The organism is Clostridium sp. ATCC BAA-442 (assembly GCF_964239415.1).
Lineage (GTDB): Bacteria > Bacillota > Clostridia > Oscillospirales > Oscillospiraceae > Flavonifractor > Flavonifractor plautii.
Map to the genome: position 1 here is coordinate 1 of NZ_CAXSQB010000040.1, position 19,155 is coordinate 19,155.

General features: G+C 60.6%; 17 protein-coding genes. 14 read left to right on the plus strand and 3 right to left on the minus strand.

From position 1 onward, the window contains the following. The first annotated feature begins 126 nt into the window (after nucleotides 1-126). The 11 genes from ACESY8_RS14705 (at nucleotide 127) to ACESY8_RS14755 (ending at nucleotide 14,341) form a co-directional block, all read left to right on the plus strand. A complete protein-coding gene (locus ACESY8_RS14705; protein WP_009256928.1) occupies nucleotides 127-687 on the plus strand; it encodes a flavin reductase family protein in 561 nt (186 codons plus the stop codon). A gap of 110 nt (nucleotides 688-797) precedes the next feature. After that, a complete protein-coding gene (locus ACESY8_RS14710; protein WP_434307666.1) occupies nucleotides 798-2,996 on the plus strand; it encodes an ATP-dependent helicase in 2,199 nt (732 codons plus the stop codon). A gap of 90 nt (nucleotides 2,997-3,086) precedes the next feature. Continuing rightward, nucleotides 3,087-3,809: a UMP kinase gene (gene pyrH / locus ACESY8_RS14715; RefSeq protein WP_007495536.1), complete on the plus strand. Its 723-nt coding sequence runs from the start codon at nucleotides 3,087-3,089 to the stop codon at nucleotides 3,807-3,809. Between the two features lies 1 nt (nucleotide 3,810). Then, the gene (gene frr, locus ACESY8_RS14720) at nucleotides 3,811-4,365 is read left to right on the plus strand and encodes a ribosome recycling factor (RefSeq protein ID WP_054338312.1); all 555 of its coding nucleotides are present in this window, start codon (nucleotides 3,811-3,813) and stop codon (nucleotides 4,363-4,365) included. Between the two features lie 82 nt (nucleotides 4,366-4,447). Beyond that, nucleotides 4,448-5,194: an undecaprenyl pyrophosphate synthase gene (gene uppS / locus ACESY8_RS14725; protein ID WP_054338313.1), complete on the plus strand. Its 747-nt coding sequence runs from the start codon at nucleotides 4,448-4,450 to the stop codon at nucleotides 5,192-5,194. Beyond that, entirely contained in the window at nucleotides 5,195-6,022 is an 828-nt protein-coding gene (locus ACESY8_RS14730) for a phosphatidate cytidylyltransferase (protein WP_024724135.1), read from the plus strand. It abuts the gene before it with no gap. Nucleotide 6,023: 1 nt separating this feature from the next. Beyond that, nucleotides 6,024-7,187, plus strand: coding sequence for a 1-deoxy-D-xylulose-5-phosphate reductoisomerase (locus tag ACESY8_RS14735; RefSeq protein WP_204681719.1), 1,164 nt, complete (start codon nucleotides 6,024-6,026; stop codon nucleotides 7,185-7,187). A gap of 15 nt (nucleotides 7,188-7,202) precedes the next feature. Next, entirely contained in the window at nucleotides 7,203-8,279 is a 1,077-nt protein-coding gene (locus ACESY8_RS14740; RefSeq protein WP_054338315.1) for a M50 family metallopeptidase, read from the plus strand. Nucleotides 8,280-8,292: 13 nt separating this feature from the next. After that, nucleotides 8,293-9,330, plus strand: coding sequence for a flavodoxin-dependent (E)-4-hydroxy-3-methylbut-2-enyl-diphosphate synthase (ispG, locus tag ACESY8_RS14745; protein WP_007495529.1), 1,038 nt, complete (start codon nucleotides 8,293-8,295; stop codon nucleotides 9,328-9,330). Nucleotides 9,331-9,355: 25 nt separating this feature from the next. Continuing rightward, nucleotides 9,356-13,516, plus strand: coding sequence for a PolC-type DNA polymerase III (locus ACESY8_RS14750; RefSeq protein WP_434307665.1), 4,161 nt, complete (start codon nucleotides 9,356-9,358; stop codon nucleotides 13,514-13,516). A gap of 312 nt (nucleotides 13,517-13,828) precedes the next feature. Continuing rightward, the gene (locus ACESY8_RS14755; RefSeq protein WP_007495523.1) at nucleotides 13,829-14,341 is read left to right on the plus strand and encodes a ferritin; all 513 of its coding nucleotides are present in this window, start codon (nucleotides 13,829-13,831) and stop codon (nucleotides 14,339-14,341) included. A gap of 74 nt (nucleotides 14,342-14,415) precedes the next feature. On the opposite strand, the gene ACESY8_RS14760 is transcribed toward ACESY8_RS14755, so the two are convergent. From ACESY8_RS14760 to ACESY8_RS14770, 3 genes are read right to left on the minus strand one after another with little or no spacing between them, the layout of a single operon-like run. Continuing rightward, the gene (locus ACESY8_RS14760) at nucleotides 14,416-14,976 is read right to left on the minus strand and encodes a peptidoglycan-binding domain-containing protein (RefSeq protein WP_007495511.1); all 561 of its coding nucleotides are present in this window, start codon (nucleotides 14,974-14,976) and stop codon (nucleotides 14,416-14,418) included. Next, nucleotides 14,973-16,193 (minus strand): peptidoglycan-binding protein, encoded by a 1,221-nt coding sequence (locus tag ACESY8_RS14765; RefSeq protein WP_007495509.1) that lies wholly within the window; start codon nucleotides 16,191-16,193, stop codon nucleotides 14,973-14,975. Before ACESY8_RS14765 ends, ACESY8_RS14760 begins: the two co-directional genes overlap by 4 nt. 12 nt (nucleotides 16,194-16,205) lie before the next feature. Next, nucleotides 16,206-16,595 carry a hypothetical protein gene (locus tag ACESY8_RS14770; protein WP_007495507.1) on the minus strand — a complete coding sequence of 130 codons (390 nt, stop codon included), beginning with the start codon at nucleotides 16,593-16,595 and terminating at the stop codon, nucleotides 16,206-16,208. 168 nt (nucleotides 16,596-16,763) lie between these two features. On the opposite strand from ACESY8_RS14770, the gene ACESY8_RS14775 reads away from it, so the two are divergent. From ACESY8_RS14775 to ACESY8_RS14785, 3 genes are all read left to right on the plus strand, one after another. Continuing rightward, nucleotides 16,764-17,396 (plus strand): redox-sensing transcriptional repressor Rex, encoded by a 633-nt coding sequence (locus ACESY8_RS14775; RefSeq protein ID WP_007495506.1) that lies wholly within the window; start codon nucleotides 16,764-16,766, stop codon nucleotides 17,394-17,396. After that, the gene (locus tag ACESY8_RS14780; RefSeq protein WP_021629729.1) at nucleotides 17,393-18,538 is read left to right on the plus strand and encodes a hypothetical protein; all 1,146 of its coding nucleotides are present in this window, start codon (nucleotides 17,393-17,395) and stop codon (nucleotides 18,536-18,538) included. The genes ACESY8_RS14775 and ACESY8_RS14780 overlap by 4 nt, the downstream gene beginning before the upstream one ends. A 118-nt stretch (nucleotides 18,539-18,656) precedes the next feature. Continuing rightward, the gene (locus tag ACESY8_RS14785; RefSeq protein WP_021629728.1) at nucleotides 18,657-19,151 is read left to right on the plus strand and encodes a MarR family winged helix-turn-helix transcriptional regulator; all 495 of its coding nucleotides are present in this window, start codon (nucleotides 18,657-18,659) and stop codon (nucleotides 19,149-19,151) included. The last annotated feature ends 4 nt before the right edge of the window (nucleotides 19,152-19,155 follow it).

The window sequence follows — 19,155 nt, forward strand, 5'->3', positions numbered from 1 at the left end:
GGACGCTCAGTGTCCGGCGCTTTTCCGTGACAGCGGGTTCTGTTTGGTGCAGGGGGATTGTGCTTGACGCGGGGGACGTGCTATACTAAGTACTACATTATAAAATGAAAACGGAGGACAACAATCATGAGGAAAGATTTTGGAGCCAAACCCTTCCTGTACCCTCAGCCTGTCTTGATGATCGCCACCTACGGCGAAGACGGCACCCCGGACGTAATGAACGCCGCTTGGGGCGGAATTGCCGACATGAAGCGGGTGGCCATGTATCTGAGCGCCAGCCACAAGACGGTGAAAAACATCCTGGCCCGGAAGGCCTTCACGGTGAGCATGGCGGATGCGGACCACGTGACGGAGTGCGACTACCTGGGCATTGTGTCGGCCAATCAGGTGCCGGACAAGGTGGCCAGGGCGGGGTTCCATGTGACCAAGAGTGCCCATGTGGACGCCCCGCTGGTCGACGAGCTGCCCCTGGCCCTGGAGTGCCGGTTTGTTAGCTTTGACGAGGAGAGTGAGCTGTTGGTGGGCGAGATCGTCAACGTCAGTGCGGACGAGCGCATCTTGAACGCGGACGGCACTATTGATCCGGCCAGGCTGCGCCCCATCACCTTCGACATGGCGAACAGCGCCTACCTGGTGCTGGGGGAGAAGGTGGGCAACGCCTTCCAGGACGGAAAGAAGCTCAAGTGAGAGAATGCGGCGGTTCGGCGAGGCAGTCCGGGCCGCCGCTTTTCCTCTTGAGTGGTGTCTCCCCGCCTGCTATAATAAAGAAAACAGATGTTCTATCAGGAGGCGGTATCATGGAGGATTTGCTGGAGGGGCTGAATGAGGCGCAGCGGGAGGCGGTCACGGCGACCGAAGGCTTTGTTCGGATGATCGCCGGGGCGGGCTCCGGCAAGACCCGCGCCCTGTCCCATCGGTTTGCGTTCCTGGTCAATGAGCTGGGTATCCTGCCGGGGAATATCCTGTGCGTGACCTTCACCAACAAGTCGGCCGCGGAGATGCGCCAGCGCATCCATCGGCTGACCGGGGACGACGACACGGGCTACATTAACACCTTTCACGGCTTCTGCGTCTCCGTGCTCCAGGAGGACAGCCACGTGGTGGGGTATCCAAAGAGCTTTCTGGTACTGGACAACGCAGACATTGACGCCATGCTGCAGATGATCTATGAGGAGCGGGGCCTCAGCCTCCGGGATATGACCTTCCGGGCGGCGCGGGATATGATCGAAATCCGCAAGCTGTTCAAGGAACCTGAGTATTACCGGGACATGCTTAGTCTGTCGCTGGACGCTCTGAAGCAGAGGTATCTGGACGCGGTACAGGCCGGGGATATGATCTTTTACGGCTACCTCTACCAAGAGAGAAAGTGCTTTGGGCTGGACTACAACGACCTGATCAAATTCACCCTCCATATCTTCCAGGAAAATGAGGCTATCCGGCTCAAGTGGCAGAAGCGGCTGGAGTACATCATGATCGACGAGTTCCAGGACATTGACGGGCTCCAGTATGGACTGATGGAGGTGCTCTGCGGCTATCACAGGAATCTGTTCATCGTGGGTGATCCGGATCAGACCATCTACACCTGGAGGGGGGCCAACGTAAAGTACCTGCTGGATTTTGACAAGCAGTTTCCGGGCACAAAGACCATTCTGATGACGGAAAACTACCGCTCCACACCGGAGATCCTGTCGGCGGCCAACGCCCTAATCGCACAAAACGCCGCCCGTATCCCAAAGGAGCTGCGCCCCACCCTTCCATCCGGCGGGCCCGTCCTGTGCCATTTCGGGGAGAACCCGGTGACGGAGGCCGGATGGATGGCGGGTGAGATGTCCAAGCTGCGGGAGAAGGGGGTGCCCTACCGGGACATGGCGGTGCTCTATCGGGCCCACTATGTCACCCGGGCGGTGGAGGGCGTTCTGCTCCGTGAGAAGATTCCCTATACGATCTACAGCGGCGTGCCCTTTTTCAGCCGGATGGAGATCAAGGATGCCCTTTCCTATCTGCGGATGCTCGCCTACCGGGACGATCTGTCCTTTCGGCGCATCGTCAACGCGCCCAAGCGCAACTTGGGCAAGCGGCGGATGGCTTTTCTGGAGGAATACGCGGCGCAGCAGGGCTGCCCTCTATACCGCGCCCTGCAGGAGTGCCTGGACGAGCCCCTGTTTAAGGGGACGCGGGCCCGGTCTTTTGTGTCGTTGATCGAGGGGCTTTCCACCGAATGCGAGGGGCGGCCAGTTTCGGAGGTGCTGTCCGCCGTACTCAACGAGAGCGGCTACGAGATGATGCTCCGCACCGAGGGAAGCCAGGACCGGCTGGACAATCTGGCCGAGCTGAAGCAGGCGGTCTATGAGTATGAGACCACCTGCGGCGAGGAATGTACCCTGGAGCACTACCTGGCCCATGTGGCCCTCTTTACCAATAGCGACACAGGGGAGGTGGGGGACCGTGTGAAGCTGATGACCGTCCATGCGGCCAAGGGGCTGGAGTTCCCCTATGTGTTCCTGTGCGGCATGAACGAAGGGATCTTCCCCTCACGGAAGGTGCGCACCCGTCAGGGAATGGAGGAGGAGCGGAGGCTGGCCTTTGTGGCGGTTACACGGGCAGAGAAGGGGCTGTACCTGTCCGAGGCGGACGGGACGAATTTCGACGGCTCACCCCGCTACCCTTCCCGGTTCCTGCTGGACATGTGGAGGACATTCATCCCCGTACCGGAGCCCCAGGAGGGCCTGCTGAAGGCGGCCAGGGGGTACGCCGAGAGCAGCAATCGCGCCCTGCCCCCGGACGACAGCGCGGTGCTCCTTCCGGTGGGCCAGAGGGTGCGGCATTTCGTGTTCGGGCTGGGCCGGGTGCTGGACGTGGACCTGAACCGGGGAACCCACCTGGTCCAGTTCGACGATATGGAGACGCCCCGGCGGATCTCTTTCCGGGCGAAGCTGGAGGCTTGGCCGGAGGATGCCCCTTCAACGGGTGAGCGGCAAAACTCCGATTACGAATAATTTGTAAAAACTTTGGCCTAACCCCTAGGCAAACGTGGAAAACTATATTAAAATAAAAGGGACTGAATACCGTATAAAGGGGTTGAACGTATGAGTGAACCGCAGTATAAGCGGGTCCTTTTGAAATTGAGCGGCGAGGCGCTGGCCGGAGAGGCCAGCCGTGGCCTGGACTTCGACGTGATCGGCAGCGTGTGCGACGTAATCAAGAAGTGCGTAGCCTGTGGCGTGCAGATCGGCATCGTGGTGGGCGGCGGCAACTTCTGGCGCGGCGTCAAGGACGGCGGCGACCGGATGGAGCGCACCCGCGCCGACCACATGGGTATGCTGGCCACTACCATCAACGCCCTGGCCGTGGCCGACGTGCTGGAGCAGAAGGGCGTGGACGTGCGGGTGCAGACCGCCATCGAGATGCGCGCCATGGCCGAGCCGTACATCCGCTCCAAAGCCATCCGGCACATGGAGAAGGGCCGGGTCGTGATCTTTGGCTGCGGCACCGGCAACCCGTTTTTCTCCACTGACACGGCCGCGGTGCTGCGGGCCGCGGAGATCGACGCGGATGCCATTCTGCTGGCTAAGAACATTGACGGCGTCTACAGCGCCGACCCGAAGAAGGACCCCTCTGCGGTCAAGTATGACACCATCACTTATGACGATGTGCTGGCCCAGCACCTGCAGGTGATGGACTCCACCGCCACGTCCCTGTCCATGGACAACAAGATCCCGGTGGTTCTGTTTGCGTTGAAGGACCCGGAGAACATCCTGCGGGTTGTTATGGGAGAGAAAATTGGAACCATTGTCAAGGAGGAACCGTGATATGAAGGAAGTCAACAAGGAATTCGATGCAAAGATGCAGAAGACCATTGACGTGGTCATGAGCGATTTCGCCAGCGTCCGGGCCGGCCGCGCCAACGCCGCTGTGCTGGACAAGATCACCGTGGACTACTACGGTGCTCCCACGCCTCTGAACCAGGTAGCGGCTATCTCCTCCCCAGACCCCAGGAGCCTGATGATCCAGCCTTGGGATAGCACCCTGCTCAAGGCCATTGAAAAGGCCATCCAGACCTCCGATCTCGGCATCAATCCACAGAATGACGGTAAAGTAATTCGCCTTGCCTTTCCGCAGCTCACGGAGGAACGCCGCAAGGAGCTGACGAAGCAGGTCAAGAAGTACGGCGAAAACGGCAAGGTGGCCATCCGCAACATCCGCCGGGATGCCATGGAAAAGTTTAAGGCCATGGAAAAGAAGTCGGAGATTACCGAGGACGACCGGAAGGACTATGAGAAGGAGCTCCAGGACATGACCGAAAAGCGCTGCAAGCAAATCGACGAGCTCACTGCCAAAAAAGAGGCAGAGCTGATGGCGGTCTAAGTCTGTAAAGCAGATAGACCTCACGGTGCGGGACACCTGGATGTCCCGCACCGGAATTTTATGGGACCGGGTAGGATAAACTATGTCATTCTTAAAAACGAAAGAGAGCGGGGAGGCACAGGTGGATTTTGACCGCCTGCCCCGCCACGTGGCAATCATCATGGACGGAAACGGCCGCTGGGCCAAGCTCCGTGGCCTGCCTCGTACGGCGGGGCACGCCGCGGGGGCAGAGACTTTCCGCAGCATCGCCACCTATTGTCAGAAGATCGGACTGGAGTACCTTACAGTGTACGCCTTTTCCACGGAGAACTGGAAGCGCCCGCTGGAGGAGGTTTCCGCCATCGTGGGCCTGCTGAAAAAGTATCTGCTGGAGTCCATCGAAAAGATGGAGAAGGACAAAATCAAGCTCCACTTTTTTGGTGATCTGGAGCCGCTGCCCCAGGAGCTCAAGGATATGTGCCGGAAAACCAGCGAGATTTCCGAGCGGTATGAGGGGATGCAGGTCAACGTCTGCTTCAACTATGGGGGACGGGACGAGATCGTTCGGGCCGCCCGACATTTCGCCGCAGACTGTGCGGCGGGAGGACGGAAACCGGAGGAGCTGACCGAGGTGCTGTTTTCCGAATACCTCTGCTCCAATGGTGTACCCGACCCGGATCTGGTGATCCGCCCCAGCGGGGAAGTGCGCATTTCCAACTTCCTGCTGTGGCAGTCCGCCTATGCGGAATTCTATTTTACTGACGTACTGTGGCCCGATTTTTCCAAAGAGGAGCTGCATAGGGCGTTGGCGGCCTACCAGGGCCGTTCCCGCCGTTTTGGAGGTGTCTGAGTGGGTAAGCGAATCATGGTGGCGGTTATTTTCATCCCGCTCCTGCTGGTGCTGTTTTACCTGATTTCTCCCGCGTATCCTTGGGCTCTGTGCCTCCTCATTGCCGGGCTGTCCATGATCGCGGTGCATGAGGTGCTCTGGTCCACCGGCTTTTTGAAGCATACCCGCATCTCCGGCTACTCCATCATACTGGCCGGGCTGATTCCCTTCTGGGTCTACTATGACGGGCGGCCTCTGCCCGCGCTGTGCGGCCTGTTCGTGTATGTGGTGCTTCTCTTTGCAGAGGCCATCGCAAGCCACAAGCGCCTGTCTCTGGAGAAGCTGGGAGGCGCCTTTTTCCTGACTGTGGTGATCCCCTTCTTCCTGTCCTCCTTCCTGCGCATTCGCCAGATGGAGCACTGGGAGCCTTTGCTCATCCTGCCCCTGGTGGCGGCCTTTATCAGCGATGCCTTCGCACTGTTTGCGGGCATGGCTTTCGGCAGGCACAAGCTGGCGCCGGAGCTCTCTCCTAAAAAGACGGTGGAGGGGGCCGTGGGCGGCTTTGTGGGGACGGTGGTGTGCACGGTACTGTACGGCGTGCTGCTCCGCTTCGCCTTCGGCTATACTGTGAACTACCTGTACCTGGCCCTCTACGGAGCCCTGGGCAGCGCCATCTCCCAGATGGGCGACCTGTCATTTTCCTATATCAAGCGGCAGTACGGAATCAAGGATTTCGGCAACATTTTTCCCGGACACGGCGGCGTGCTGGACCGGTTTGACAGCGTGATCTTCTGCGCGCCCCTGATCGAATTGTTGCTCCGGTTCCTGCCCGCCGTGGGAGGAGCATAGCATGGAACAAAACCGCTGTATTTCTCTGCTGGGCTCCACTGGCTCCATCGGGCGGCAGTCACTGGACGTGATTGCCGCCTGTGGCATGCGTGTGGCCGCCTTAACGGCCAACCGGGACGTGGAGCAGATGGAGAAGCAGTGCCGCCGCTTCCAGCCGGAGCTGGCGGTGATGATGGACCCGGAGGCCGCCGCGTCCCTGCGCCTGCGCCTGGCTGACACGCCCATCCGCGTGGCGGAGGGGATGGAGGGCCTGCTGGAGGCGGCCAGCCTGGAGGCGGCGGACACGGTGCTCACCGCCGTGGTGGGGATCGTGGGACTCCGTCCCACTTTGGCCGCCATCCGGGCTGGTAAGCGCATCGCCTTGGCCAACAAGGAGACACTGGTGTGCGCCGGGGAGCTGGTGAGCGATGCGGCTGCATGGAGCGGCTCCCAAGTGGTGCCGGTGGACTCGGAACACTCCGCCATCTTCCAGTGTCTCCAGGGCTGCCAGGACAGGGGAGAGGTGCGCCGCCTGATTCTGACCGCCTCCGGCGGCCCCTTCTGGGGATGGAAAGGGGAGGACCTTGCCGGAGTGACGGTAGAGCAGGCTCTGGCCCATCCCAACTGGAATATGGGGGCCAAGATCTCCGTGGACTCGGCCACCATGATGAACAAGGGACTGGAATTTATTGAGGCCATGCGCCTTTACCACATGCCCCCGGAAAAAATCTCCATTGTGATTCACCGGGAGAGTATAGTCCATTCCCTGGTGGAATACTGTGATCATGCGGTGCTGGCGCAGCTTGGCGTGCCCGATATGCGCCTGCCCATTCAATACGCCCTGACTTGGCCCGGCCGGGTTGCGGCGGTGGCAGAGCCGCTGGACCTGCTGTCCTGCCCGCCCCTGACCTTCCATGCGCCGGACTATGTGGCGTTCCCCTGTCTGGCCCTGGCCCTGGAGGCCGCCCACACCGGCGGCACCGCCACGGCGGTGCTCAACGGGGCCAACGAGGAGGCCGTGGGGCAGTTCCTGGCCGGACAGCTCTCTTTCTCCGGCATTGCGGAGCAGGTGGCCTACGCCATGGCCGCGGTTCCCGCGGTGCAGTCTCCCTCCCTGGGGGACATTCTGGACGCGGATCAGGCGGCCAGGGAGACCGTGCGGGGACACCGGCCCGATACGCACTGAGTAAGGAGCGATGCTATGACCATCCTGTTCATCCTGATTACCATCCTGCTCTTCGGCGCGCTCATCGCCATCCATGAGTTCGGACACTTCATCGCGGCCAAGACCCTTGGGGTGCGGGTGGAGGAGTTCGCCATCGGTATGGGCCCTAAGCTGCTCTCCAAGACAAGGGGGGAGACGACCTACTCTCTCCGGGCCCTGCCCATCGGAGGGTTCTGCTCCATGGAGGGTGAGGAGGAGGCCTCGGACGATCCCCGGTCCTTCAGCGGTAAGCCGGCGTGGAAAAAATTCATCATTCTGGTGGCCGGAGCATTTTTGAATTTTGTGACGGGGCTGGTGATCCTGCTGGTGCTCTTTTCCGTGGCGGGGAGTCCGTCCGCGCCGGTGGTCAGCGGTTATCTGCCGGGGGCGGAGGACATTCAGGAAACCGGCCTGCTGCCCGGCGACGAATTCTACCGCATCGACGGGCACCGCATCTATTTCCAGAGCGATGCGATTCTTTTCCTGGGCCGGGCGGGGGAGGATGTGGCCGTCGAGGTGCTCCGGGACGGCCGGCGGCTCAACCTCGGCACTCTGCACCTGCCCTACCGTACCCTCACCGACGAGAGCGGCCAGCAGAGCCTGAAGCGGGGGGTCATGGTGGGGGAGCTCCGGGAGACCGGGCCCCTGGGCACCCTGCGCAACGCCTGGTACCAGTCTATCGACTACGTGCGAACGGTATGGCTCAGTCTGGGGGATCTGATCCGCGGCGCGGTGAGCCTCAACGACATGGCCGGCCCCATCGGCATCTTCGCCATGGCCGGCGAGGTGGGCCAGCAGGGGGCGGCTGCCGCCGGAATGGCCGGGGCTCTGCTCAATATTTTCAGCTTTGTGGCGCTGATCGCCATCAATTTGGCGGTGATGAACCTGCTGCCCATCCCCGCTCTGGACGGCGGGCAGATTCTTTTCCTACTCGTGGGCGGCATTTACCACTTCTTCACCCACAGGCGTATCGACCAGAAGTACCTGGGCTATATCAATATGGCGGGCTTCTTCTGTCTCATTGCCCTGATGGTGGTGGTGGCCGTCAGCGACGTAAACAAATTGATCCTGTAGGGAGGCTTGTCCTATGACCAGACAGATTCGCGTGGGTGGTGTCCCCATCGGGGGGGGTGCTCCGGTCACCATTCAGTCCATGACCAACACCCGCACCGACGATGTGTCCGCCACAGCGGAGCAGATCAAACGTCTGGCGGCGGCGGGGTGCGAGATTGTGCGGGTGGCGGTGCCCGATCTGGCCGCCGCCCGGGCGGTGGGGGCCATTCGGGAGCGGAGCCCCATCCCTCTGGTGGCAGACATCCATTTCGATTACCGGCTGGCCCTGGAGTGCGTGGCCGCCGGGTGCGACAAAGTGCGCATCAATCCGGGCAACATCGGCGGGGAGGACCGGGTGAAGGCGGTGGCCGACGCCTGCCGCCAAAAGGGGATTCCCATCCGTATCGGAGTCAACGGCGGCTCCCTGGAGAAGCCCATCCTGGCCAAATACGGCGGGGTGACGCCGGAGGCCCTGGTGGAGTCGGCCTTTGGACATATCCGCCTGCTGGAGAAATTTGACTTTACCGACATATGCGTGTCCCTCAAGTCCTCCAGCGTGCGCACCACCATGGCGGCCTACCGCCTGATGAATCGGGAAAGTGATTATCCTTTACATCTTGGGGTGACGGAGACCGGCACCCTGCGCATGGGCACCCTCAAATCCGCGGTGGGCATCGGCGGCTTGCTGGCCATGGGTATCGGGGACACCATGCGGGTCTCTCTCTCCGCCGATCCGGTGGAGGAGGTATACGCCGCCCGGGACATCCTCAAGGCCGCCGGGGTGCGGAAGGAGGGACCGGAGCTGGTGTCCTGCCCTACCTGCGGGCGCACCCGTATCGACCTCATCGGCCTGGCCACCCAGGTGGAGGAGCGGCTTAAGGCCGTGGACAAGCCCATCACCGTGGCGGTCATGGGCTGTGTGGTCAACGGCCCCGGAGAGGCCTCCGCCGCCGACGTGGGCATCGCCGGCGGCAACGGGGAGGGCCTGCTCTTCCGCAAGGGAGAGATCGTGAAAAAGGTTCCCCAGGAGGCCCTGGTGGACGAGCTTTTCGCACTAATTGAGGAACTTTGACGGAGGAGGCAGGAGCGTTTCAACCATGTCACAGGCACAGAAGATTCCCTTTTTGAATTTGTTTTCCGCCTGGCGGCCCGGTGAAGAGCTGGCGGCCCTGGCAGGCGGCTATCTGGTCACGGGGGCGGTGATCGATAAGGCGGCCCGCTCTATCCGCGCCAAGGTGGAGTGCCCTCGAATGCCCGAGGAGGGCCTGCGGCACCAGATCGAGAAGAGCCTGGCCTTGGCCTACCGGGTGGAGCGGGTGGAGCTGGAGATGGGAGCGGCGGCCGCGACTGCTCCCACATCGGCTCCTGTGGCGGCTGAACCGGCTCCTGCGGCCAGCGCCCCTCCTCCTCCGCCCCCGGCCGCCCCGGTGGAGGAGGATGCCATGGCGGCCTTCCGCCGCACGGAGGAGATCCGCCGGAGAGCTCTGGCTGGTCTCAAAACTGCCAGCCCGCGGGAGAAAAAGGCGGCCTCCGGCGGCCCGAGAGGAAAGCTACTCTACGGCAAGCACGAAATCAAGCGGGAGAGCATCCCCATGAGCACCCTGGAGCTGGACATGGGAACCGTCATCGTCAAGGGAGACGTGTTTGCCGTGGATCACCGGGAGCTGAAAAAGCGGGGCGCATGGGTGGTGTGCTTCGATGTGACGGACTATACCGGCTCGGTGCGGGTGTCCAAGTTTTTCCCCGGTGACGAGGGGAAGGGCATTGTGGACGGGGTGAAGAAGGGCCAGCATCTGGTGATCCAGGGCAAGCTGAACATCGACCGCTTCACTGGCGACATGGTGCTGGAGCCCTACGCCATCATGGAGAGCGCCAAGCCCATGAAGACCGACGACGCGCCGGAGAAGCGGGTGGAGCTCCACTTGCACACCACCATGTCCTCCATGGATGCCCTCACCCAAGTGAGCCCCAAGGCGGGGCCGGACAAGAACGTGGTCAAGCGGGCGGAAGCGTGGGGCCATCAGGCCATCGCCATCACCGACCACGGCGTGGCCCAGGCATTCCCCGATGCCTGGCACTCGGCCAAGAAGATCAAGGTGCTTTACGGCGTGGAGGCGTACTTCATTAACGACGTAGACGACCGGGTGGTGGTACACGGGGACAAGGAACAAGACTTTACAGGCGATATCGTCTGTTTCGACATTGAGACTACCGGTCTGGACAAGCGGCGGGATGTAATCACCGAGATCGGAGCGGTGGTACTGCGGAACGGGGAGGTGGTGGAGCAGTTCTCCACGTTTGCTGATCCTGAACGGCCTCTGACCCGCGAGATCACCGAGCTTACCGGCATTACCGACGAGATGCTGAGGGGAGCCCCCTCCCAGGCGGAGGCCATAAATGCCTTTCTGGACTTTGTGGGGGAGCGCCCGCTGGCCGCCCACAATGCGGAGTTCGACATGGGCTTCATCGCCGAGGGGTGCCGCCGCATGGGCCGCCCCTTCGACAGCACCTCCATCGACACGCTGATTCTGGCCCAGAACCTGCTGCCGGAGCTGGGCAAGCACAAGTTGGACATCGTGGCGGAGCACCTGAATCTGCCTGCCTTCAACCACCACCGGGCCTATGACGACGCGGCCACGGTGGGCTATATGCTGGTACCTTTCTTTGAGATGCTGCGGGACAGGGGTGTACATACCCTCCAGCAGATCAATCCGGCTATGGCCAGGCTGCGTACCGGGGGCAAGGCCCGCCGCCAGCCCAAGCACCTAATCGTGCTGGCCAAGAACCAACTGGGCCTACGCAATCTCTACAAGCTCATCTCGGCCTCTCACCTGGACCACTTCAAACGCTACCCCATCATGCCCAAGAGCCTGATCAACCAGCACCGGGAGGGACTCATTATCGGCTCGGCCTGCGAGGCTGGAGAGCTGTTTCAAGCAGTTGTAAAGCGGAAAGACTTTGCGGAGCTTAAGCGCATTGCCTCCTGGTACGATTTCCTGGAGATTCAGCCTCTGTGCAACAATGCCTTCATGCTGCGCAAGGGTATGGTGCAGAGCCAGGAGGAGCTGAAGGACTTCAACCGCACCATCGTATCCCTGGGCGAGGCGCTGGACAAGCCTGTGTGCGCCACCGGCGACGTCCATTTCCTGGACCCGGAGGACGAGATCTACCGCCACGTCCTGCTGGCCTCCAAGGGTTTTGAAGATGCCGACTCGTCTCTGCCCATCTACTTCAAGACCACCACCGAGATGCTGGAGGAGTTTGCCTATTTGGGGAAGGAGAAGGCCTATGAGGTGGTGGTGCGCAACACCAATCTGGTAGCCGACTGGTGTGAGGACGTAGTGCCTCTGCCCCAGGGGCTGTTCGCCCCCAAGATCGAGAACTCAGCGGAGGAGCTGACCAGTCTGGTCTGGGGGAAAGCAAAAGCCCTTTACGGTGAGGAACCGCCCAAAATCGTGGTGGACCGCATCAATGCCGAGCTGGGCGACATCATCAAGTGCAAGTACGACGTCATTTATATGTCGGCCCAGAAGCTGGTGCAGGACTCCCTGGCCCACGGCTACCTAGTGGGCTCCCGTGGCTCCGTGGGCTCGTCCCTGGTAGCCTTCATGTCGGGTATCACGGAGGTGAACTCCCTGCCGCCCCACTACCGCTGTCCCAAGTGCAAGCACTCGGACTTCGACACCGCCAAAGAGAAGGGGATCGGCTGCGGCGCGGACATGCCCGACGCGGTGTGCCCCGTCTGCGGAACGCCCTACGCCAAGGACGGCTTCAACATCCCCTTCGAGACCTTCCTGGGCTTCGGCGGCGACAAGGTGCCCGACATCGATCTGAACTTCTCCGGCGAATATCAGGCCAACGCCCACCGGTACACCTTTGAGCTGTTCGGGCAGACCCACGTGTTCCGGGCGGGCACCATCGGCACCGTGGCGGAAAAGACCGCCTTCGGCTATGTCAAGAAGTACATGGATGAGCGGGGAAGGACGGTAAACCGGGCGGAGGAGAACCGGCTGGCCCAGGGCTGCACCGGCGTCAAGCGCACCACCGGCCAGCACCCCGGCGGCATGGTGGTCATCCCCCAGAACCGGGAGATCTACGACTTCTGTCCGGTGCAGCACCCCGCCGACGATCCCAACAGCGACATCATTACCACTCACTTCGAATATCACTCCATGGAGTCCAACCTGCTCAAGCTGGACATGCTGGGCCACGATGATCCCACCATGATCCGCATGCTCCAGGATCTCACCGGGGTGGATCCGCAAAAGATCCCTCTGGACGACCGGGACACCATGAGCATCTTCACCTCCTCTGAGGTGCTGGGCTTCGTGGACGACCCCATCCTGGGCCCAACCGGCGCCGTGGCCATCCCGGAGTTCAACACCAAGTTCACCCGCGGCATGCTGGTGGACACCCAGCCCCACGAGTTTGACATCCTCCTGCGCCTGTCCGGCTTCTCCCACGGAACCGACGTGTGGCTGGGCAACGCCCGGGATCTGATTGTGGATCAGGGCGTCCCGGTCGGCCAGGCCATCGGCTGCCGCGACGACATCATGCTCTTCCTCATCTCCTGCGGCATGCCGGAGAAGCGGGCCTTCAAGATCATGGAGTCGGTGCGTAAGGGCCGGGGCCTGCCGGATGGGGCGGAGGAGGAGATGAGGGCCGCCGGCGTACCCGACTGGTACATCGGCTCCTGCAAGAAGATCAAGTACCTGTTCCCCAAGGCCCACGCGGTGGCCTATGTCATGATGGCCTTCCGCATCGCCTGGTTCAAGGTCCACCGCCCCCTGGCCTTCTACGCCGCCTTCTTCTCCATCCGGGCCAAGGCCTTCGACGCCACCTTCATGTGCCAGGGGATGGATGTGTGTAAGGCTAAAATGCGGGAGATTGAGAGCAAGGAGAAGCCCTCTCCCGTGGAGGAGGATATTTTGGTCACCCTTGAGGTGGTCTATGAGTTCTATCTGCGGGGGTTCACCTTTGAGCACATGGATCTCTACCGCTCTCACGCGGTCAACTTCCTGCCAGACAATGAGAAGGGAAGCCTGCTGCCCCCCTTCACCTCTGTGCCTGGTCTGGGCGAGACGGCGGCCTGGTCTATCATGGAGCAGCGGGAGGGAAAGCGGTTTATATCCATCGAGGAGTTTTCCGCAGCCTGTCCCAAGGTCTCCAAGACCCACATCGAGCAGCTCAAGGCCGCTGGTGCTCTGGACGGCATGCCGGATACGAGTCAGATTACCCTGTTCGACGGACTGTTTTAACCGGCATGCCGTCCGCTGCCTGTAGCGTCCGAGCGTTTTGCCGCAGGCAAAACCTCGATGGCGGGGCGAATTGATTTCGTCCCGCCAGATGGAGGGAAACGGGACCCCAGGGACGGCGCGGCCGCCCCTGGGCCATGCCGGATACGAGTCAGATTACCCTGTTCGACGGACTGTTTTAACCGGTATCCTGTCCTCTGTTGCCTACGGCCATTGTTAGGGCGCAGAGGAATTTCTGAGTGGAATTTACAGTTGTAACAGAATAAAATCCGTGGTATTCTTATGCCATCCAGATGAGAAAGGAGTGTATTTATTATGCTGAACGAAAAAGTTGCCTCTCTGCTGAACGAGCAGATCAATAAGGAGTTCTACTCCGCTTACCTGTATCTGGAGTTCTCCGCCTACTTCGAGGACGAGGGACTGGACGGCTTCGCCAACTGGTACAAGGTGCAGGCGCAGGAGGAACGGGATCACGCCATGCTTATGTTCCAGTATCTCCAGAACAACAGCCACCGCCCGGTGCTGGAGGGCATTGCCAGGCCCACCGCCGCCCCCAACGGCAGGCTGGAGGTGCTCAAGGCCGGCCTGGCCCATGAGCAGTATGTCACCAATCTGATTCACACGATCTACGATGCAGCCTATGAGGTCAAGGACTTCCGCACCATGCAGTTCCTGGATTGGTTTGTCAAAGAGCAGGGCGAGGAGGAGAAGACCGCCGAGGATATGATCAAAAAGATGGAGCTCTACGGCGACGATGCCAAAGGCCTCTACATGCTCAACAGTGAGCTGGCGGGCCGCACCTATGCAGCTCCCAGTCTGGTACTGTAACCTGTAGTTGAAACTGTAGACAAGGTGGGTGCCCTGCTATGGACAGGGCACCCACCTTACACATATATGCCGCGTCAGGGCATAAAAAGCTCAGGCCGCGTAGTCCAGGGCGACTGGGCGCTGGTGACAAACATAGTATAGAGGCGGCTGAGGGTATTCCAGCTCTCCTGATCCAGCGTCCCGGTTTCCGGACGGTGATTCAGATGTTGAATCCACTTGATGTTGTGCTCGGTGGCGGCATTGTTTACCCCGGAGACATCACAGGTTTCCACGCCGTTCAGGACCCGAGACAGCCCGCAGAACATGGACTGCACCAGGTTAAGATGAACGCTGGCCTCACCCGGTGCGACGGAAAACTCTGGACTTGGAAAGCTGCGGGTGGGCAGCGGAGTGAGGCGGGAAACCACCTGGTGATACAAGGAAACGATAGCGTCCCAGGTGGCCTGGTTTACCTGTCCGGTGACCGGAGGGAAAAATTCCCTCTGAAAGAGCATGACGGCCTCTAGGGTGCGTTCGCCGAAAATTCCGTCCGGCGTGAGACGGGGGAGGAAGGGGTAAGCGAAAGAAATGGTGCGCAGCATGGTTTGGAGGCTGCGTACGGGCTGTCCAATCAGGTGGAGTTGGGAGCGAATCATGTGGCGTCTTCTCCTCTCTCGTCGGTGCTGCCCAGTGTCATGGGTTGGCCGGGGTACTGGGTCAGGCTGGTGGCTTCGCTCTCGGGAAGCTCCGGCCGGAACTGCTCTGGGATGACATTGGTATATTGGCTCATGGTATCCACTATGCCGACATAAAATCGGTAGAGTGCGGCCCAGGTGTCCTCGCCTACAACGCCGTCTTGGTACAGACCAGCCATCTGTTGAAGAGCCAGGACTGCGTTTTGGGTGGATTGCCCGAAAATCCCGTCCACAGCCACCGGGGGGATGTTATTATAAAACTCCGCCACCACAGAGAGAAGGTACTGTATTACCTTGACATTTTCTCCGGTGTCGCCGAGGGAAATGGTATCGGGGCGGTTGACGGGCACCAAGGTGGTGTAGAAGGTCTGACCCTCGCTGACCAGCTCCGCCAATTCCAGAACGCCCACGTACAGAAAGACCAGCTTATACCAGGTGGCGTTTCCAACGACTCCGTCCGGCGTCAGGCTGAAAATCTGCTGGAATTTGATGACCGACTGCTCGGTGGACGCTCCGAAGATCCCGTCCACCGGCTGAACCTTCGGAATAGCGGGGTAATCGCGGGAGATGCGGTTGAGCATGGTCTGGATGCGCACCACCGGCTCCCCCCGGTCGCCCAGCCGCACCGGAGTTCCGGGGTAGGAGCTGCGGATACCCATGACAGGAGCATTGTTCACGATCTCGATATTGTCGCCATAATAGTTTCGCAGGATGGTGACGGAGTCGGCGCCCTGCTCTGCCATGGCCTGGCTGCCCCACTGGGAGAGACCGTCGCAGGTGGTGGTGGTGCCGTTGCAAAATTTGGCTGCCAGGGGCTCCACAAAGCCGGTGCGCCGTATGTAGGAATTGAAGATCTCATCCACCATCTGGCTGATGTTCTCAAAAATGTTGCGCCCTTTGATGAATTTCTGGTCGTAGGCCGTGCTGGCGGTGATGTTGAAGGGGTAGCCGCGGCTGGGGTAATATTCGGTATATACCCGGTTGAGGGCAAACGAAATAATCGCCAGGATGTTTGCACGGATAGCCGCCGGCTCCCAGGTGGGATAGATCTCGCTGGAGGCCACATTCTTAACGTATTCCGGGAAGGAAACCGTCACATTTTCCGCAGCGGCGCTGGGGGCGCCCAGATGCACGGTGATGTACTGTGGGACATAGGGCGTTACAGGTGTGGTCGGCATGGGGGTACCTCCTTACAGATCCTGGGGTGGAATATCCACGATCTCCCCCCGGGTAGACGACGAGGTCTGCTCCGGCAGGGGAATCAGCTCCAGCTCCTGTAGTGTTTCCGTATTAGGAAAGACCTGGACATTCTCCACCAGAAGCATCTCATAGCCCGGTACCTCCACCCAGATGTCACAGACGGCGAAGGGGGACTCTGTCCCTGGGGATTCACTGGCAGACGGCTCGGGTGTGGCGACGCGGATCGGCGCGGTGCGTCCGTTTTCGTCCGTCACCCGTAAGGCCAGCAGCGTATGCCGCCCGCCACCCGCCCTCTGCGTCACCGCTACAGTAGCACCCGGCACCGGGAGCTGGGCCCGGGAGGTATATACGCGGGTGACAATGGTTCCAATCGAGGCCAATTGGCATTCCTCCTTTTCCTCACTCTATGCACCGGACCGGAAGGCGGTTCCAGGGAAAAGAACGTTGACATCGGCCCCTCTTTCGAGTAAACTGAATAGGAATCTTGCAGCGGAACGGGCGAGTTACGTGCGGTACCGCTTTGGAACAAGAAGAAGAGTGATGGAGCTATGAAAAAAGATAAAGTGTCCAGTGCGGTGATACGTCGCCTCCCACGGTACTACCGCCACCTGAACGACCTCTATTTGGCCGGTGTGGAGCGCATTTCATCCAACGCGCTGGGCAAATCCATGGGGCTGACCGCCTCACAGATCCGGCAGGATCTCTCCTGCTTCGGCGGGTTCGGCCAGCAGGGCTACGGCTATAATATTGAAAATCTGCGGGGGGAGATTTCCGACATTCTGGGTATGAACCGCGGCCACAACGCGGTCATTCTGGGGGCGGGCAACTTGGGCCGGGCCCTGATGGAAAACTTTCACTTCGAGCGCTCCGGTGTGGCGCTTTCGGCCGCCTTTGATGTGGCGCCGGATGTGGTTGGGCAGAGACTCTCCGGGGTGCCGGTCCACCACGTGGATCAGTTGGAGGAGTATCTGGGCCAGCATCCGGCCAGCATCGGGGTGCTGACGGTTCCCCGGAGCGTGGCCAACCGGATCGCCGGTCGGCTGGTGGCCTCCGGCGTGAAAGGAATCTGGAATTTCACCAATATTGAGCTGACGGTGGACGCGCCGGACATAGTGATTGAGAACGTCCACTTTGCCGACAGCCTGTTGGCGCTGAGCTATATGATTTCGGAGGTACCATGAAGAGACTTGCCGTTGGCCTGCTTGCCCTGGTCATCCTGATAGGCTGTGCGGCAGTATATGCCGCCGATACGGGAACAGGGGAGAGCCTTGTAACGCAGGGCTACCTGAACGACACTTATATTCCGGACGTACTGCGGCAGGCGGAGACACGCATCGCGGAGCAGACAAAGACCGTCTACGACTCTGTGCTGGCGGATCTGAATGCCAGGCACAGCGGTTATCTGGCCCGGGCAGGTGGAGAACAGTGCTATGCCGCCTCAATCACGGATTTCCGCTTTAAAAGGGGAGACGTGGTCAGCCTGCCTGCCGGTTCCGGGCTGCTGCTCCTGGCTGGAAGCGGAACCGTGTCCTATTCCGGCGGCAGTGTGGTGGATATTACGGTGGGGCAGACCGTCGCCTCCGGCACCGCGCTGACCGCACGTCACCGCGTCTTAGCGGCCGAAAATACCACAGCGGCAGTGACAATCACCTCTGATACTGCGGTTTTGGGCGTAGAGGGCTTCTATACCGTGTCCTCCGGAGCGGGGCTGGACTATAATGCTCTGGCCGACGCATTAAAGCAGATGGGGCTGTTCCAGGGCACTGGAACGGCCTACGGCTCCGGGTATGATCTGGAGCAGGCTCCTACCCGTATCGTAGGACTGGTCATGTTCCTGCGTTTGATCGGGGAGGAGGGGGCTGCGCTGAGCAGCACAGCGGCCAACCCCTTTGCGGACACCCCTGCCTGGTGCGACCGCTATGTGGCCTATGCCTATGAAAAGGGCTATACCAAGGGCAACAACATCAGTGCCGGTGGACAGCGCTACTTTGGACCGGATGCACAGCTCTCGGCAGGGGAGTACATGACCTTTCTTCTGCGGGCGCTGGGCTACTCGGACAGCGGGGCATCGCCTGACTTCTCCTGGGCCAATGCCGTGGGCAAGAGCGTGGAGTTTGGTGTGCTCAACGCTGCGGAACAGGCCAAGCTGACAGGCAGCCCCTTCCTGCGGGCCCAGGTGGCCTATCTGTCCTATTTCGCACTGTCGGCCCCTCTGAAGGACGGCAGCGGCATCCTGCTGGACAGGACGGCTGCCAGCAGCGGCGTGGACAAAGCCGTATTTCAGGCGGTGATGAACGGCGTCACCGTGGACAGGCTGAGCTGAATGGAAAGACCCTCCGGTTTACCGGAGGGTCTTTTTGTAAATGTTGCTCATTGACAACTGTTAGCAAGATAACTAAAATAAACTCTGTAAAACAGCTTGCATGGAAGGGGGTGTCTGAATGCGGCAAGAACGCCATGCGGGTTACGAGGTCAAGGCGCTGTCCAATCTGATCCGGCGCAAGGTCTGGGAACTCTCCGGCCAGCCGGAATGCGATGTTTTTACCGAGATGCAGGGGATGCTTCTGGGATTTCTGTGCCATAATCGGGATCAGGAAATCTTTCAGAAGGATCTGGAGGAGGCGTTTTATATCCGCCGCTCCACCGCGTCCAGGCTGCTGAAGCGCCTGGAGGAGGAGGGATTTGTGATGCGGTGCTCCGTATCCCGTGACGCCAGGCTCAAGCAGGTGATGGCAACGCCGAAAGCGGAGGCCCTGAACCAGCAGATTGCCTCGCGCATCACACAGGTAGAGGCAGCGCTGACCAAGGGAATCGGCGCTGAGGAGTTGCAGCAGTTCATGATGACCATTGCAAAAATGAAGCAGAACCTGATGGAGCCGTCTGTACTTCCGGCCGGGTGCACCTGCGGCAAAGACTGTGAGGAGGCTAACAGTTAGCAAG

What these genes read in the sequence shown, in the direction of transcription:
- ACESY8_RS14780 (WP_021629729.1), top strand. Translation starts at nt 17,393, where the DNA reads ATGAAGAGACTTGCCGTTGGCCTGCTTGCCCTGGTCATCCTGATAGGC.
- ACESY8_RS14760 (WP_007495511.1), bottom strand. Translation starts at nt 14,976, where the DNA reads ATGATTCGCTCCCAACTCCACCTGATTGGACAGCCCGTACGCAGCCTC.
- pyrH (WP_007495536.1), top strand. Translation starts at nt 3,087, where the DNA reads ATGAGTGAACCGCAGTATAAGCGGGTCCTTTTGAAATTGAGCGGCGAG.
- frr (WP_054338312.1), top strand. Translation starts at nt 3,811, where the DNA reads ATGAAGGAAGTCAACAAGGAATTCGATGCAAAGATGCAGAAGACCATT.
- ACESY8_RS14750 (WP_434307665.1), top strand. Translation starts at nt 9,356, where the DNA reads ATGTCACAGGCACAGAAGATTCCCTTTTTGAATTTGTTTTCCGCCTGG.
- ACESY8_RS14755 (WP_007495523.1), top strand. Translation starts at nt 13,829, where the DNA reads ATGCTGAACGAAAAAGTTGCCTCTCTGCTGAACGAGCAGATCAATAAG.
- ACESY8_RS14775 (WP_007495506.1), top strand. Translation starts at nt 16,764, where the DNA reads ATGAAAAAAGATAAAGTGTCCAGTGCGGTGATACGTCGCCTCCCACGG.
- ACESY8_RS14785 (WP_021629728.1), top strand. Translation starts at nt 18,657, where the DNA reads ATGCGGCAAGAACGCCATGCGGGTTACGAGGTCAAGGCGCTGTCCAAT.
- ACESY8_RS14710 (WP_434307666.1), top strand. Translation starts at nt 798, where the DNA reads ATGGAGGATTTGCTGGAGGGGCTGAATGAGGCGCAGCGGGAGGCGGTC.
- uppS (WP_054338313.1), top strand. Translation starts at nt 4,448, where the DNA reads ATGTCATTCTTAAAAACGAAAGAGAGCGGGGAGGCACAGGTGGATTTT.
- ispG (WP_007495529.1), top strand. Translation starts at nt 8,293, where the DNA reads ATGACCAGACAGATTCGCGTGGGTGGTGTCCCCATCGGGGGGGGTGCT.
- ACESY8_RS14735 (WP_204681719.1), top strand. Translation starts at nt 6,024, where the DNA reads ATGGAACAAAACCGCTGTATTTCTCTGCTGGGCTCCACTGGCTCCATC.
- ACESY8_RS14705 (WP_009256928.1), top strand. Translation starts at nt 127, where the DNA reads ATGAGGAAAGATTTTGGAGCCAAACCCTTCCTGTACCCTCAGCCTGTC.
- ACESY8_RS14765 (WP_007495509.1), bottom strand. Translation starts at nt 16,193, where the DNA reads ATGCCGACCACACCTGTAACGCCCTATGTCCCACAGTACATCACCGTG.
- ACESY8_RS14740 (WP_054338315.1), top strand. Translation starts at nt 7,203, where the DNA reads ATGACCATCCTGTTCATCCTGATTACCATCCTGCTCTTCGGCGCGCTC.